The sequence below is a fragment of the Microcoleus sp. LEGE 07076 genome (assembly GCF_015207455.1).
Taxonomy (GTDB): domain Bacteria; phylum Cyanobacteriota; class Cyanobacteriia; order Cyanobacteriales; family Microcoleaceae; genus Microcoleus.
This window is the reverse complement of the sequence record NZ_JADEWV010000029.1, coordinates 1-14,751: the sequence shown is the minus strand read 5'-3', so window position 1 is coordinate 14,751 and position 14,751 is coordinate 1. Positions and strand designations below refer to the sequence as shown.

Here is a 14,751-nt window from a genome sequence, read left to right as displayed (position 1 = left end):
AGCAGATAGTCTCTATCCACGGCTTCATAATTCCGTAAAATTATCTATTTACAATCAGTTAACTTAGTGATATGATAATGCAATAAAGTAAATTTCAAAAATCAATAATATGAATGAATTGCTAAAAAAAATTGGTGCTGCTATTCTATTAATAGCAGTCCCTGTGATTGCTGCTTATATTGTTGGACTAAGTATGGGATTGTTTGAAGGTATTTTAGGTTTATGATCAAAAAACTATCTTATGTTGGAGTAGCTCTTTTGTGGATTGCTTTATTGTGGTTACTTCCACTTAGTCCAGCCAAAGCTGATCCTAGCATAGTAGGGAAAACAACTGAATCAATAAGAAGTGAAACAAGGTTCCAAGAAATTTTAGTACCCCTCCCAAGTAAGAAAGTCTATACGGGAGTAGACAAAAAAAGTAATGATAAATATTCTAGGGTAGAAGATTCGGAACCTCATTTTGGATCTTACAATCCTGATATGATTTCATATCCTTTTTTCAAAGGTCTGAAATTAGGTAATCAAATAGGAAAATCCATGAGAGAACAAATAATAGAAAAAAAGTAGTGCATTTTATGATAAGCTTAACTCAAGGTGATTTTAAAAACATATTGTTCTTATTTTTAGCTTCGATAGGATCTGTTTATTTTCTCAAAAGCCCCAAAGCTCCCAAGATTAATTTATCTAACTTTAACAAAGATCCCAATACTTTAGATGATTCAGTGAATCCAGAACAGGATTCTGATCAAGAAAACCATAGTTTAGAAATTTTAGAATTAGCAGAAAATGTTTTCGATGATTCAGTGGATCAAGAAGAAAACTCTGACCAAGAAAACAGTAGTTCAGAAATTTTAGAAGTTGCAGAAAAGCAAAAGATTAATAATACTAACCAGTCAGATCAAGAAGAAATATCAAAGATATCACTAGAGACAATTCTTAAAGAGGCATTACCAGTATTTTTGTCTTTGTTGGTAATATATCTATTGTATAAATATTTTTCCGCATATCCTCTAACTGATTTTTTATTCTCTCTCTAAACTCTCTGATGGGCGAGTTGATTTGATCAACTCCCTACCAAATTTATCCTAAGTTTAACACAAAATCAGGAAGAACCGGATCGCATGATATCTGAGTCGGATTATCCAACACCCCAACTATCCTTAAATTGGTTTCACTAGGTCTCCCGGTTCCGGGTCTTCAAAAGGCACTAAATTTTGTTCATACTCAACTATTTCATCTCTGAGTCCAAAATATACATTTTTTTGCATTTTTCGCGTCAGTATCTTCTGTTTATCCGACTCAATCGTACACATTTTTTCTTGAAGATGAATCACCTGTCCCGTCCCTTTCACTATTTCTAAATATCCTAAAGATTCCCCAGTATTAGGGTCTTGAATTTCTTGCACACTCAAGCTATAAACCAGTAACCTCTGACCTTGTTTTAAACCATGTATTTTTCCTCTATTAATAGCCAGCTTACAGGAGTCAATAACTTTAACAACCGTTGCAGGGAATGTTTTTTCCTTGACATCTTGGATGGCTTGCGTACTCTCCATATTTTTTTCCTGAATATTTTATTAAGGGGTCTAAATATTTTGCATCATATCCCTAGTGATACTAGGCTTGACTACAGTCCTGTCCAATATTTTAGCATCATTTCTGGCTAACTTTTCCAAAATGTCTTGATAAGCACTAACAGGCTTATCCATTAAAGCCTGAATTTTCCCATTCGCTTGTACCGTGATTGCGACACCCGTTCCGATTAATCTTTCAAATTCGTCCTCACCTGTATAGTAGAAAGAAAGAAAAGTATTATTAGAAAGCAATTCAGAATTTTCTAGTAAACATTCTATCTCTAGACCCGTTTTTCCTTGAGGCTGTCTTGCAAATAAAATTTTAGGAAGTAAACGCCTATTTACTTTTGCTTCTAGTTCACCATTTCTAATTGTCAACTTCTCAAACTCGGCTTTGGCTTTTTTATATTCACTGAAGCTTTTAGATGCTGCCTTAAAGAGAGTTACTATCAACAATAAAATAAAAAATAGAATGACTATCGCTAAGTCTAGAGGGATGTTTGTCTTTACCGGAAACCGAGATAGCACAATTGTAATGACAACACCCATAAAGCCAATCAGAATTCCTTGGATATCCAAAAAACTAGACCATATCAAACCCCAAAAATTATCTTTCATTCTTTGATTCAGAAGATTGCGATAGATTAGTCATCTCATTCGGTGGACTCTTGTCGCAGTCAAGAGGCAGGCCCAAAAGCCTGCCCCACACTATCCTACTCTACCCCCTCAATCCGGTCTTCCACCTCCTGATAAAGTTCACGCAAGCGATCCAAATTACTCTCCGAAGTCTCCCAATAACCCCGGCCATTCACCTCAAGCAAAGTGCTGACAATCTTGCGGAAAGAATGAGGATTTAAGTTAAGCAAACGCTTCTGCATCTCCTCATCTTGGATAAACGTACCGTTCACATCCTCATACACCCAATTATCCACCGCACCCGCAGTCGCACTCCATCCAGTCGTATTCACCAGACGCTTAGAAATCTCCCGCACGCCCTCATAACCGTGCGATAACATCCCTTCGTACCACTTCGGATTCAGCAGCTTAGTCCGCGAATCTAAACGCACGGTTTCTGATAGCGTCCGCACCTGCGCGTTCGCTGTTGTGGTATCAGCAACAAAGGATGTTGGTTGCTTCCCGTCGCCGCGCAAACTGCCGATTAATTTGGTTGGATCGGAGTCGAAATAGTGCGATACGTCGGTTAGCGAAATCTCCGCAGAATCTAAGTTTTGGAAGGTGACATCAGCAGTTTTTAAGGATGACTCAAAAATCTGCCTGTCTTGTTCCATTGTTCCGGGATTGTCGGAAGAAAAGGCGAAGGATTTACGAGTTAAGTACATTTCCTGTAACTCGGCTTCGCTTTCCCAGGTGCTGTTTTCTACCGCCAAGTTGACGTTAGATGAATAGGAACCGGAGGCATTGGAAAAGACGCGGGTTGCTGCTTGGCGCAGGTTGATGCCCATTTCTTCGGCTTGCTTCAGGGCGTGTTTGCGGACGAAGTTCATTTCTAACGGTTCGTCGGCTTCCGCTGCCATTTTCACGGCTTTATCTAACAAATTCATTTGGTTGATGAACAAGTCGCGGAATACGCCGGAACAGTTAATTACTACGTCGATTCGAGGGCGTCCCAATTCTTCCAAAGACAGCAATTCCAGTTTGTTGACTCGGCCCAAAGCATCGGGTACTGGCTTGACTCCCACCATCCACATTACTTGGGCGAGGGATTCGCCGTAAGTCTTGATGTTGTCGGTTCCCCACAGCACAACGGCGATGGTTTCGGGATAGTTGCCGCCGTTATCGGTGCGCTGTCTTTCTAATAGTCTGTCAACGACAACTTTAGCAGACTTCACCGCACCCGTCGTCGGAATTGACTGCGGATCTAAAGCGTGCATATTCTTGCCAGTCGGCAAAACATCCGGGTTGCGAATCGGATCGCCGCCGGGCCCGGGGATAATGTATTCGCCTTCTAGGGCGCGCAACAAAGCGCCTAATTCGTTGTCGGCACAAACTTGCTGCAAGCAGAATTCCAGATACTCAAACAGCGGTTTAATCGGTTCTGGATCGACTTTTTTGTAACCGGCGGCGTGCAAGGATTCTATCCAAGGTGTTTTCTTGCCCATGTTGAAGAAATTTAACTTGGAAACTAGGGAAACTCTGCCCTCTGCATCGGTTTGTTCTTTCACTAAAGCGCCTACTGCATCCCGACAAGCCAAGGTGATGTTTTGCAGCAATTCAACATCAACTAAAATGCCTTTGTCGCTATTTGTGTAAATTTCCTCGATATCGCGATCGAGACTGTTAGCGATAATTCGCGGTAAGCTTAACAGGTTGTCTTCTTCGCGGTCTAAATTGGCGATATTTACCAAAGTTGCGATCGCCTCTTCCGCAGTCGGTGGCTTACCGATAATATGCAAACCGCAAGGTAACAACCGCGATTCAATCTCCATCAACTTGCGGTAAACCAAGCCAACTAAATTGTCCCGTTCCTCCGCAGTCATCCCCGCAGCAACGCCTCTTTCCTGTTCGGGAGGTAGGTCAATATCTTTGTCTAAATTGACCAAACGGCATTTTTCGACGATCGCATCCACAATCGGCACGCCTCGGCCCGTATCCTTCAAAGTTTGATAAGAAGCAATTAACTCGCTGAGTTCCTGCAAACCTTTGTACAAACCAGCATTTTCCGCCGGAGGAGTCAAGTAAGAAATTGTTTCAGCATAACTGCGGCGCTTGGCAATAGTTGCCTCGCTGGGATTGTTGGCAGCGTAATAATAGAGGTTAGGAATTTTGCCAATCAAACTGTCGGGATAACAACCGATAGACATTCCCATCTGCTTACCGGGCATGAATTCTAGAGAACCGTGAGTGCCAAAGTGCAGCACCGCATCCGCACCCCAAATGCGCTCCAAATATGTGTAGTAAGCAGCAAAACCGTGGTGCGGGCTGGCGGAACGAGAGAATAACAACCGCATCGGATCGCCTTCGTATCCAAAAGTAGGTTGCACTCCGATAAATACGTTGCCGAAATGTTTGCCGTAAATCAGCAAATTTTGTCCGTCGCTGTTGAGATGTCCCGGAGGCGGACCCCAATTTTCTTGCAAACGTTCCGAGTAAGGAGTGAATTCTTCATACTCAGCTACGGACATCCGGTGAGCAATATTTAACTCAGGACTTTGGTATTGGGCTGTGGCGTCGTGGATGACTTCTTGCATCAGCTTTTCGGCAGATTCCGGCAATTCTGGCAAGTCGTAACCGTTGCCTTTTAGGGCTTTCAATACTTCGTAAATCGAGCCGAAAACGTCGAGGTAAGCGGCTGTTCCGACGTTGCCTTTATCGGGAGGAAAACTGAAAACTGTGATCGCAACTTTCTTGTCTAATTTGGGTTTGCGGCGCAGCATTGCCCATTTCATGGCGCGCTGGGAAATTGCTTCGATTCTATCTTGCAGGGCGATCGCCTTGCCAGTTGCGCCATCTCTTCCCGACAAAATAATCGGTTCGATCGCACCATCCAACTCAGGAATCGCAACTTGCAAAGCAACTTGAATCGGGTGCAAGCCCAAATCGCTATTTTCCCACTCTTGGGTTGTTTGGAAAACCAGCGGCAAAGCCACCATGTAAGGGCAGTTTAGCTTTTTCAAAGTATCGATCGCCTTCGGGTGATCTTGTTTCGCCGGGCCGCCAACCAAAGCAAAACCAGTCAGAGAAACCACCGCATCGACGATCGGCAGCGGTGCAACACCTTTGGCCCCAACTTCCAAGAAAAAAGTTTCAACAGGTTTCGAGAAGTCCAAACCGCCGGCAAAAATCGGTAAAACCCGCGCCCCCATTGCCTCAAATTCCTGCACGATTGCTACGTAGTGCGCGTCATCTCCGGTGACTAAGTGAGTGCGCTGCAACACTAAACCGATGCAAAGTGCGAGGGGATCTTTGAGGTCTGAGGAAATATCTGTGCGCGAATTATACCAGTTCAGATATCCTTTGACATCCTCAAACATTCCTGGTGCCAAAGGATGCCAAATCCCCATATCCGGGTAGACAACCGGTTCTTGAAAACTTAGCTGTTCCTGGCCTTTGAAGACATATTTATGCGACAGCATCAGCAGGAAGTTTTCCAAGTTTTCTTGGGAACCGCCCAGCCAATACTGGAAACTCAGCATGAAGTTGCGGGCATCTTGGGCTTTGTCGATCGGCAAATATTTCAGCACTTTCGGCAAAGTTTGCAGCAGTTTCAGCATTCCGTCTTGGAAGGAACTCCCGGATTTTTCCTTCCGTTTTTTCATGAATTCGCCGATCGCGCTTTTGCTTTGTCCCAACTGCGCCATCGAGAAACTGCCCATTTTATTGAGGCGCATCACCCCCGGCATCGACGGGAAGACGACGGCGACATCCAAGCTGTCGCGCAGCGGTTCTACAGCCGCTACCACTTTTTCGGCCAAATCTTCGATAAAAATTAGAGAAGCAATAAATACGTTGGCATCGGCCACATCCCGCTTGAAGGCCTCGTAATTTTCCGGGCTGCGGAGTTCTTCGATCAGGTAGCCACTGATTTCTATTGCCAGATTCGGATTTTTGTTATTTATCGCTCGAACCGCTGCCGACAGGGCGCTTTGATACTGCGGTTCCAGTACGACATAGACCACCTTCATGAGCGATCGCCCCTGCAAGTTTTCCGGCACGACGTGGCGAATGGTGGGCTTGACGTGAGTGAACATCCGGTTAGGCTCCTTTAAGATGCTGTTTTCGGCAATCGGGAATTTTTTTATCCCATAAGCATTTTTACCAGAAAACGCTTGCCATTGGGCGATTTGAGCCTGCATATGACACAATTCGACAAATTTATGACGATTTTTCGTTACATTTTTTTATAAATTCCTTGAGCAAATGCTCTAAAATTTGTTTACAATTATTTACTTGACAAATACTTCTAAATGTGTGTTAAATTAATATTTATAGAATAATTAATTACGGACGGATCAAAATTTAAGAAAAAAATCCTGAAAAAAGCTCCAAGTTTTGTATAGAGGATCGAAGTTGCGATCGAGCAATTGACTAAGCGAAAAACAGCATAATTTATGAAATTAAAATAAAGGCTTCAGATAATTTATATGTCACAAAATTTAATATTGTGAGTGGAACTTAAAAGCATTTCCTAAAGTCTTTATTTAGTAAATTCCCGATCCGCCATCGAGCCTCGGTAAAATTAATTGGTATAGATTCTCAAGCCGAGCGACACTCTAGGAGGAAAACATGGCTAACTACGCAATTTTTGACGAACAATACTACCTAGCCCAATATCCTTGGGTAAAACCCGCCATTGATGCAGGAATCATCAAATCCGGCAAAGAACACTTTGAAAAATTCGGTCAAGCCGGCGGCTTAACCAAAATATCGCGGTATTTTGACGAAGATACTTACCTTGCCGCCAACCCAGACCTTCAACCCTTTGTCCGCACAGTCAATCCCAACGCACCTTTTGCCACAGGCTTAGATCACTTTATTCAGTTCGGCTACGATGAAGGACAGCGCCGGGCCTCCGTATCTCCCGAATACAACGAAAGCTTTTATTTAGCAAACAACTCAGAACTGCAACCGTTTATTCAGAACGGAACTTTCAAATCTGGGTATCAGCATTTCATTCAATTTGGCGCAAAAGAAGGTCGTTTTGGAACTTCATTTTTTGAACCGGAATACTTAAAAGAAAACCCCGACATCGTACCGTTTGTCAACTCAGGCGCATTGAAAACCGGTCGGGAACACTTCTTCAATTTCGGCAAAAACGAGCCCAGCCGGTCTGCGACTTTTGTGGGCAGCCGCAGCAACGACATCATCACTGGTGCGGGTGGGGGAAATGCGGAACTTATCGGAGTGGAAGTAGGTATCGACCGCAACGGCAATCGGCAGTATGAAAGCTTTGGCACCAACGAATTCGATGTCCTGACCGGCAGTCCGGGAGTTGATACATTCGTCCTCGGAGTTCCAGCAGCAGCCCAGAATTCATCCCCGACACCTCTGTATACGGGTAACGGTCAAGCTACGATTCGGAACTTCGACATAGAAAACGATTTTATCCAACTGCAAGGAACTTCTTTAAGCGGCTACAGCCTGACTCCGGTTGGCAATAATTTGTCAATCCAGCGTTTTGGAGATGTGCTGGGCGTGATTGAAGGAGGAGCAACTTTGGGTTTGACTTTCCAAGAATCTAACGGTAACGGTACTTTCTTGATTGGTTAGTCATTAGTCAGCAGTCATTAGTCAATAGTCATTAGTCAATAGTCAGTAGGGGCCGTGGATGGTGCGTGTCCGCCCTCTTCGCTCGTTACCAGGCTCTGCCTGGTAATGCAGGTGCGGAGGCTCTGCCTCCTTCTTTCTTGCAACTTACAGGAGAGAAGACTGTAGGAAATGTTTAAGTTATTAAGTTTTCGCTCCTTAGTAGTGATTAGTCATCAGTCATCAGTCATCAGTCATCAGTCACTAGCTAATGCTGTTGATTGATGACTTTTGATTTTTTGGGCAATTGTGCCGTAAAATAGTTTGCTCGATCGCACTTTACATTCTTACTTAAAAAAGCAAAAATGAATTACGATATCTTTGACGAACAATACTACCTCTGGCAATATCCGTGGCTGAAACCTGCCATTGATGCAGGAATCATCAAATCTGGGAAAGAACACTTTGAAAAATTTGGTCAAGCTGGTGGCCTCACCGCAGTATCGCGTTACTTTGACGAACAAACCTATCTAGCTCAAAATCCAGATATTGCTCCCTCAATCCGCAACTCAAGCAATCCAAACGCACCTTTTGCCTCTGGTTTAGACCACTTTATTCAGTTTGGTTACCAAGAAGGCCGCACCAATGTATCGCTTGACTACGACGAAGCATTTTATTTAAAACGATATCCCGTACTTGTGCCGTTTGTACAGAACGGAACTTTTAAATCTGGTTTTGAGCACTTCATCAAATTCGGAGCCAAAGAAGGTCTGTATGCGAACACATTTTTTGAATCAGAATACTTGCTGGAACACCCCGCTGTAGCAACAGCCGTCAAGGCGGGAGTGTTCAAAACAGGCGCAGAACACTACCGAAAATTCGGGCAATTTGAGCCCGCTCTTCCCTTTGTTGATGTGAATTTTTTCGGAACTTCCGGTAATGATACCGTCCAGGGTTTCGGGGTGGAAAATGTTAACATATTTGGAATTCAATATGTTTTAGACGCTAACGGCAGGCGACAGTTTCAAAGTTACGGCAGCGATGAATTCGATACTCTCATTGGCGGTAGCGGTCGCGATAACTTCGTGTTGGCCGTTACCGTCCCAGGTATAGGGGGTAGCAGACCGACGCCTGTCAGCCAGCAGTTCTACGAGGGGCCAGGTTTTGCTAAAATTCAAAACTTTACCCAAGGTCAGGATACGATCCAGTTCGGCTATACATCATTCGATAAATACATTCTGTTTCCCATCAACAATAATCGAGATTTAGCAATCCAAACAAACGGCTTGCCATTCTTTACACCAATTGGAGGCAACCAACTTAGTTATGGTGATACGATCGCAGTAATTGAAGGCGGTGGAAATATCACTTTGAAGCCATTGTTTATACCAGACAAAATTGGCACTTATGTCGGCTAGAAATCCAGAACCGATTAATTAGTCGGTGTTGAGTTTATTTGCGGCGAGCGCACATTAGCAAAAGGGGCGATCGCACTTTGCTATTGGGGCAACTCGCCAAAGCGATCGCGGTATCTAGCAAGCTGCTGTTGTATTTCCTCCGCTCTTTGCGCTGATTCCTCCGCTCTTTGTTCTGATTCCTCCGCTCTTTGCTGTGCTCGCTCCGCAGTGTCTTCAGCCGTCAAATACCTAGTACCTTGTTCGTCAAACCAGTACAAAACTTCCAACTGTCGCTCCCCATCGCTGTACCGACCTCGACCAATACCTAAACCCACTTCCGGCATCCAGAAAGGTTCACCAATTTGCTGTTCGTACTCGCCATTTACCAAACGATAAACTTCAAACGGTTGCTGTTGGTCTCGCCGCCAGTAGTAGGGATTGTAAATCACATAGTACAGCACACCCAACCGGGCATAAATCTCAATTTTTTTATCGTATTCGCCGCCGTAAGTTTGAGAAACAATCTCTAGGGCAAAAATCGGGGGAATATTATTTTCTTCCCACAGGACGTAACTGAGGCGCAAAGTATCGCCTTTGAACCTTTCAACACCCAAACTCAAGAAGCCGTCAGGAACAATTGGAACCAGATGACTTACTCCCGTCGTGTGATAAACTCCCATATCCACGCCAAAAAACCAGTCGTTCCGCTGCTTCCAGTGAAATTTGAGCAAGAATAAAAGTAAGTTGGGAAGGAAGTTTTGATTTTCGTTATCCACAGGAGTATCATCCGAAGAAGGAAGTTCGGCGCTAGTTGGCAAACGCATTTCTCGATCGAATAGTACCATGATAGAAAAATGGCAAATTTATTAATTAATTGTATCATCCAGAAACCGGGTTTATCGAATAAACCCGGTTGCTAAGTCTTTAAGGCCGATCGCGCGCCAGCTTCAAAACCTCAACGACATCTTGATGATTTTCCGAAGATGCCCAAATTAAAGCAGTCCAAGTATTATTATCTTTAGCCTTAATATCAGCTCCTTTATCGACTAAAACCTCCACAACTTCAGTACGCCCGCTACCAGCGGCACTCATCAAAGCCGTCAAACCAAAATTAGTTTTAGCATTCACATCCGCTCCCGCCTCCAACAAAAGCTGTACAATCTCCCTATGTCCGGCAGCAGCGGCGCTCATTAACGGCGTCCACCCGTCATTATCCTGACTGTTAGCATCCGCGCTTGCTGCGAGGATTTTTTTGACAATTTCAGCATTGCCAGCCTCAGCCGCAGCCGTCAAAGCCGTCGCCCCTTCCTCATCTTTGGCGTTGATATCTGCACGTTGTTCGATCGCACATTCTACCGCCGCCACATCACCCATCTTGACGGCATCCATTAAATCTGTCATAAATTCTCCCTTGTATCCTTTTAAATCTTAAATCCTATGACAGTCGATATTTTAATCCTCTCCAACGGGCCCGGAGAATTGGCAACTTGGGTGCGTCCCGCCGTGCAAGCATTGCGCCAGCAATTGGCAAACAGAGGCACAGAAGCGCGAATCTCGGTGGTGCTGTCCCCCTGTCCGCACGCCACGGGGAAAGAAGCAGAAATCGCCTCGAACTATCCAGAAGTGGACAGAGTGCAAGCACCGGAGCATTTTTTTCCGTTCCTATTATCTGGCAAAACTGCCCAAAATTGGGATTGGTACGAACAGGGAGTTGTTTTATTTTTAGGCGGCGACCAATTTTTTACGGTTGTTATTGGTAAAAGGCTGAAATATCGCACGGTTATTTATGCGGAATGGGACGCGCGGTGGTATCGCTGGATTGATAGGTTTGCGGCGATGAAACCGGAAGTTTTTGCTAAAATTTCCCCAAAATATGCTAATAAATTTACAGTTGTGGGAGATTTGATTGCGGAAGTGGGCGATCGCAAATCGGAGGCAAAAGACGGCGTACAACCCCGACGGGAAATAGAGTTAATTGGATTGTTACCGGGTTCTAAGGCGGCAAAATTAGCTTTAGGTGTACCGTTATGTTTGGCGATCGCCCAATCCATCCACCGCATCCGCCCTGAAACGCGCTTTGTAATTCCGGTTGCTCCGAGCTTAGATGTGCAAACTCTAGCACGTTTTGCCGACGCTGAACAAAATCCTTGCTTGCATTTATTTGCTAACGCTAGCGCGGAACTTCATTTAACAGAATCGCCGTTTTTGCAGACAGAAAATGGCTTGAAAATAGAACTTTGGACGCAAACTCCTGCCTACGATTTACTATCAGAATGCAGTCTGTGTTTGACTACTGTGGGGGCGAATACTGCGGAATTGGGTTCGTTAGCTGTACCGATGATTGTTTTGATTCCGACGCAGCAATTGGATGCGATGAAAGCTTGGGACGGATTGCCGGGATTGCTGGCAAATTTACCGTTAGTCGGTTCTGTTTTTGCGACGGCGATTAATTGGGCAATCTTGCAGTTGGGGAAGGGAAAACTTTATGCTTGGCCGAATATTTGGGCTGGAGAGGAGATTGTACCGGAGTTAATCGGGCGGCTGGAAGCGGATGCTGTGGCCCATTTGGCGATCGACTATTTGAGCCATCCCGATAAATTAGCACGAATGGGCGATCGTTTGCGGAGTGTGCGCGGCGAGTCTGGGGCGGCGCGAAAAATCGCTGAATTGGTTTGTCAAGAAATTGAGGTGCAATCAAATTCTGATAATAATTAGATTTTTTTATTGTCAACCGCAGATGTTGGCAGATAAACGCGGATGAACGCAGATTTAATACACACCGTAGGGTGCGTCGCTATCAACCATCTCCCCATAAACTCGAAAATTTGGCAGCGACGCACCGATGCAAAAATAGCTTAACCTCGATCGTGCTTAGCAATTACCCAAATGGCGTGGACAATGCCGGGGATAAAGCCCAAAAACGTGAGAACCAGGTTGATCCAAAAAATCTGTGCCGATGCCGACAGTCAAAAATACGCCCAGAGGGGGAAGAAAAATGGCGGCGACTATGCGAATTAAATTACCCATCTCAGTTACTCCAAACGACTTTTCTCTTTCAATTTAACTTCACTGACCGACAGAGCCTTTCCCGAAAAATTTAGGCGGTGCTGCCATAGTGTAAACTTCGGTTTCCTCGGCGATTACCTGGCGCAAGTGACCCGGAACTTGCATCAACCCCAACAGTGTAATCCCGTCGAACATCCTCAACCCACCGGTTGTTTTCTCGGCAAGTATTTTGTCCGTAACTTCGGGTTCTGGTCTGGTATTTATTTCCTGAGTTGAAGCTATGGCAAAACCCCAAGGAGCTCCGTAGGTAGAAATAAAGCTGGTGCAGGATTGAACGTTGGGAAATACTGATTTTAGGGTGTTGACAATGCGAGCGTGCATTTTCATTTCTGCCGGAGAAACTGGGCCTGCTTGCACTACAAAATATCCGTCAGGTGACATTATTTTGCGGACTTTCTCAAAATACTCCTTGGTAAATAACTGGAAAGATGGGCCTTCTTCAATGGGATCGGATAGGTCGGAAATGACTATATCCCAATCTTTGTCTGTTTTGTCTAAATAGTCCAAAGCATCGCCGATTACTACTTCGCAGCGGGGGTCATCAAAGGCATTTTGGTGCATTTCTGGCAGGTGTTCGCGGCAAGCTTCTACTACTTCGCCGTCAATGTCGATCATCACGACTTTTTCAACTGTTTTCCAGCGGAGCACTTCTCTAATTGTAGCTCCTTCTCCGCCGCCGAGCACGAGCACTTTTTTGGGCGAACCGTGAGCAATCATGGCTGGGTGTACGAGGGGTTCGTGGTAGAGAAACTCGTCGCCGGTACAAGATTGCCATTTGCCGTCCAAAACTAAGCCTTTGCCGTAGGTACCGGTTTGGACTACGTACATTTCTTGATAGGCAGTTTTCTTGTAAGCGAGGACGCTGATGATGCCGTGAACGTAAATATCCCAGGGGGTAATGTACTCGCTCATCCAAAAGTCTGCACGAACTTCGCTACCTGACATCAATTACTCTCCAAATATAAATTGCTGTGTCGATGCTGTCACAAGTAGTAGTTCTTAGCACAAAATGGTGCGGTTGTGTAAGTGCGATCGACACGCAGAAGTGAAATTTCTCAGCAATGGTATAGTGTGACGGCGTTCTGAGATATCTGCCACTTGGCTGGTTAGTTGAGATTGCTTGTGGGCGATCGCCCGGGGCGACTTTTGTACAAATCTTGTCGTTCATCGGGCAATTTTTCGCGCCCGGGCCTTCATACAAATGCGCTATCCTGTCGAATGCAAGCTTCGCTAACGGGCTGCAGATCGACAATCCGATCGTCTCCAACGCGAATGCGACTGCGGGGATGAAAAACTGCGATCGGTTTTAACCTGCTTTGTTGTTAATCTCTTGACATTTTGAATAAATCTTAGATAAGATTTTTAGACATAGCAAAATCAAGGAAGTCTTAATTTTTAAAGAAAAAAAACTCGGGGGGAGATGTGACTAAATTTTCATTAAATTAAGGGTGGAAGTCAATTTAATAATAAAAATTATATCTAATTATCTTAGTTAAAAATAATAGCAAATGTCACCAATAGACTGGGAAGAAAACATTAAAAATCTAGAAAGTGCAAATTTAATTCTGCGACAAAAACTAGAAATATCTGAAACCAAACGCAGCCAACTAGAAGTCCAGAATCAAGAAAAAGAATTTTTGCTAAAAACTGTCACTCAAGAATTTATAGATGCTGAACAAAAATTAAAAGCAAGAATGTCTAAACTAGAAAAAGCTCTGCAAAATCAGCAAGCAATGCAGATCAAATTGATCGAAGCCGAAAAAATGTCGGCTTTGGGAATTTTGGTAGCTGGTATCGCCCACGAAATTAACAATCCTGTCAATTTTATATACGGCAATATTACTTATGTGAATGACTACACTGCCGATATTTTAAAATTACTCGAAATGTACCAAAATAGGTATCCCGAAACTGCTCCAGAAATTGAAGATTATATTGAAAAAATCGATCTAAATTTTTTGCGAGAAGATTTGTTGAAAACTCTTTCGTCAATGAAAGTTGGCTCGGAACGCATCCGTGAAATTGTGCTGACTTTGCGAAACTTTGCCCGGGTAGACGAAGCGGAAAAGAAACCAGTTAATATTCACGAAGGAATTGACAGCACTTTGTTAATATTGCAGAATTTAATTAAGGGAAAACCGGGTTTTCGAGCTATTGAAATTGTAAAAAAATATGGAAACTTGCCGAAACTAGAATGTTATCCAGGACAGTTAAATCAGGTATTTATGAATATGATTAATAATGCTGTTGATGCGTTGCGGGAGCAAGAAAAAAAATCTTCGTCCGAGGAACTAGAAGCGAAGCCAAGCCTGATTGAAATTACTACTTCTGTTATTTCAAAAAATTGGGCAAGAATTAGCATAAAAGATAATGGTGTGGGAATGAGTGAATCTGTAAAAAGCAAGATTTTCGATCCGTTTTTTACTACTAAACCAGTCGGACACGGGACAGGTTTGGGGCTGTCAATTAGTTATCAAATTGTTGTGGACAAACACGGTGGAAGGTTGGAG

Annotated in this window: 13 protein-coding genes and 1 pseudogene; 6 read left to right on the top strand and 8 right to left on the bottom strand. The window is 43.9% G+C overall.

Annotated elements, in window-relative coordinates; all coding sequences use genetic code 11:
• Positions 1 to 222: 222 nt before the first annotated feature.
• Positions 223 to 567 (top strand): hypothetical protein, encoded by a 345-nt coding sequence (locus tag IQ270_RS07175; RefSeq protein WP_193972554.1) that lies wholly within the window; start codon positions 223 to 225, stop codon positions 565 to 567.
• Positions 568 to 575: 8 nt separating this feature from the next.
• Positions 576 to 1,037, top strand: a complete 462-nt coding sequence (locus IQ270_RS07170) for a hypothetical protein (protein WP_193972553.1) — start codon at positions 576 to 578, stop codon at positions 1,035 to 1,037.
• Positions 1,038 to 1,160: 123 nt separating this feature from the next.
• Here the strand turns inward: IQ270_RS07170 and IQ270_RS07165 are convergent, their stop codons facing one another.
• The 3 genes from IQ270_RS07165 to IQ270_RS07155 all read right to left on the bottom strand — a co-directional run bounded on the left by IQ270_RS07165 (position 1,161) and on the right by IQ270_RS07155 (position 6,283).
• Positions 1,161 to 1,556 carry a hypothetical protein gene (locus IQ270_RS07165; protein ID WP_193972552.1) on the bottom strand — a complete coding sequence of 132 codons (396 nt, stop codon included), beginning with the start codon at positions 1,554 to 1,556 and terminating at the stop codon, positions 1,161 to 1,163.
• Between the two features lie 30 nt (positions 1,557 to 1,586).
• Complete coding sequence (locus IQ270_RS07160; RefSeq protein WP_193972551.1) at positions 1,587 to 2,192, bottom strand: bZIP transcription factor; 606 nt, start codon at positions 2,190 to 2,192, stop codon at positions 1,587 to 1,589.
• A gap of 95 nt (positions 2,193 to 2,287) precedes the next feature.
• Entirely contained in the window at positions 2,288 to 6,283 is a 3,996-nt protein-coding gene (locus IQ270_RS07155; RefSeq protein ID WP_193972588.1) for a magnesium chelatase subunit H, read from the bottom strand.
• Between the two features lie 535 nt (positions 6,284 to 6,818).
• On the opposite strand from IQ270_RS07155, the gene IQ270_RS07150 reads away from it, so the two are divergent.
• Together IQ270_RS07150 and IQ270_RS07145 are read left to right on the top strand one after the other, a co-directional pair.
• Complete coding sequence (locus IQ270_RS07150) at positions 6,819 to 7,802, top strand: calcium-binding protein (protein WP_193972550.1); 984 nt, start codon at positions 6,819 to 6,821, stop codon at positions 7,800 to 7,802.
• Between the two features lie 341 nt (positions 7,803 to 8,143).
• Positions 8,144 to 9,196, top strand: a complete 1,053-nt coding sequence (locus tag IQ270_RS07145; RefSeq protein ID WP_193972549.1) for a calcium-binding protein — start codon at positions 8,144 to 8,146, stop codon at positions 9,194 to 9,196.
• An 80-nt stretch (positions 9,197 to 9,276) separates the two neighbouring features.
• Here IQ270_RS07145 and IQ270_RS07140 read toward each other — a convergent pair whose 3' ends face one another.
• Entirely contained in the window at positions 9,277 to 10,020 is a 744-nt protein-coding gene (locus tag IQ270_RS07140) for a Uma2 family endonuclease (RefSeq protein ID WP_193972548.1), read from the bottom strand.
• A 79-nt stretch (positions 10,021 to 10,099) separates the two neighbouring features.
• Positions 10,100 to 10,576, bottom strand: a complete 477-nt coding sequence (locus IQ270_RS07135) for an ankyrin repeat domain-containing protein (protein WP_193972547.1) — start codon at positions 10,574 to 10,576, stop codon at positions 10,100 to 10,102.
• Positions 10,577 to 10,612: 36 nt separating this feature from the next.
• On the opposite strand from IQ270_RS07135, the gene IQ270_RS07130 reads away from it, so the two are divergent.
• Entirely contained in the window at positions 10,613 to 11,890 is a 1,278-nt protein-coding gene (locus IQ270_RS07130; RefSeq protein ID WP_193972546.1) for a lipid-A-disaccharide synthase, read from the top strand.
• Positions 11,891 to 12,030: 140 nt separating this feature from the next.
• Here IQ270_RS07130 and IQ270_RS07125 read toward each other — a convergent pair.
• The 3 genes and pseudogenes from IQ270_RS07125 to IQ270_RS07115 form a co-directional block, all read right to left on the bottom strand.
• Positions 12,031 to 12,202: pseudogene (locus tag IQ270_RS07125) on the bottom strand (YqaE/Pmp3 family membrane protein).
• 39 nt (positions 12,203 to 12,241) lie between these two features.
• On the bottom strand, positions 12,242 to 13,186 hold the full coding sequence (locus IQ270_RS07120; protein WP_193972545.1) for a fused MFS/spermidine synthase: 945 nt from the start codon (positions 13,184 to 13,186) through the stop codon (positions 12,242 to 12,244).
• Positions 13,176 to 13,409, bottom strand: a complete 234-nt coding sequence (locus IQ270_RS07115; protein ID WP_193972544.1) for a hypothetical protein — start codon at positions 13,407 to 13,409, stop codon at positions 13,176 to 13,178. Before IQ270_RS07115 ends, IQ270_RS07120 begins: the two co-directional genes overlap by 11 nt.
• Positions 13,410 to 13,749: 340 nt before the next feature.
• Here IQ270_RS07115 and IQ270_RS07110 point away from each other — a divergent pair.
• A partial coding sequence (locus IQ270_RS07110; protein ID WP_193972543.1) for a sensor histidine kinase occupies positions 13,750 to 14,751 on the top strand: 1,002 nt, incomplete at its 3' end.

Coding starts and splice junctions, on each gene's coding strand:
- IQ270_RS07170 (WP_193972553.1), top strand. CDS start 576: ATGATAAGCTTAACTCAAGGTGATTTTAAAAACATATTGTTCTTATTT.
- IQ270_RS07130 (WP_193972546.1), top strand. CDS start 10,613: ATGACAGTCGATATTTTAATCCTCTCCAACGGGCCCGGAGAATTGGCA.
- IQ270_RS07145 (WP_193972549.1), top strand. CDS start 8,144: ATGAATTACGATATCTTTGACGAACAATACTACCTCTGGCAATATCCG.
- IQ270_RS07120 (WP_193972545.1), bottom strand. CDS start 13,186: ATGTCAGGTAGCGAAGTTCGTGCAGACTTTTGGATGAGCGAGTACATT.
- IQ270_RS07140 (WP_193972548.1), bottom strand. CDS start 10,020: ATGGTACTATTCGATCGAGAAATGCGTTTGCCAACTAGCGCCGAACTT.
- IQ270_RS07155 (WP_193972588.1), bottom strand. CDS start 6,283: ATGTTCACTCACGTCAAGCCCACCATTCGCCACGTCGTGCCGGAAAAC.
- IQ270_RS07150 (WP_193972550.1), top strand. CDS start 6,819: ATGGCTAACTACGCAATTTTTGACGAACAATACTACCTAGCCCAATAT.
- IQ270_RS07175 (WP_193972554.1), top strand. CDS start 223: ATGATCAAAAAACTATCTTATGTTGGAGTAGCTCTTTTGTGGATTGCT.
- IQ270_RS07165 (WP_193972552.1), bottom strand. CDS start 1,556: ATGGAGAGTACGCAAGCCATCCAAGATGTCAAGGAAAAAACATTCCCT.
- IQ270_RS07115 (WP_193972544.1), bottom strand. CDS start 13,409: ATGAACGACAAGATTTGTACAAAAGTCGCCCCGGGCGATCGCCCACAA.
- IQ270_RS07135 (WP_193972547.1), bottom strand. CDS start 10,576: ATGACAGATTTAATGGATGCCGTCAAGATGGGTGATGTGGCGGCGGTA.
- IQ270_RS07160 (WP_193972551.1), bottom strand. CDS start 2,192: ATGAAAGATAATTTTTGGGGTTTGATATGGTCTAGTTTTTTGGATATC.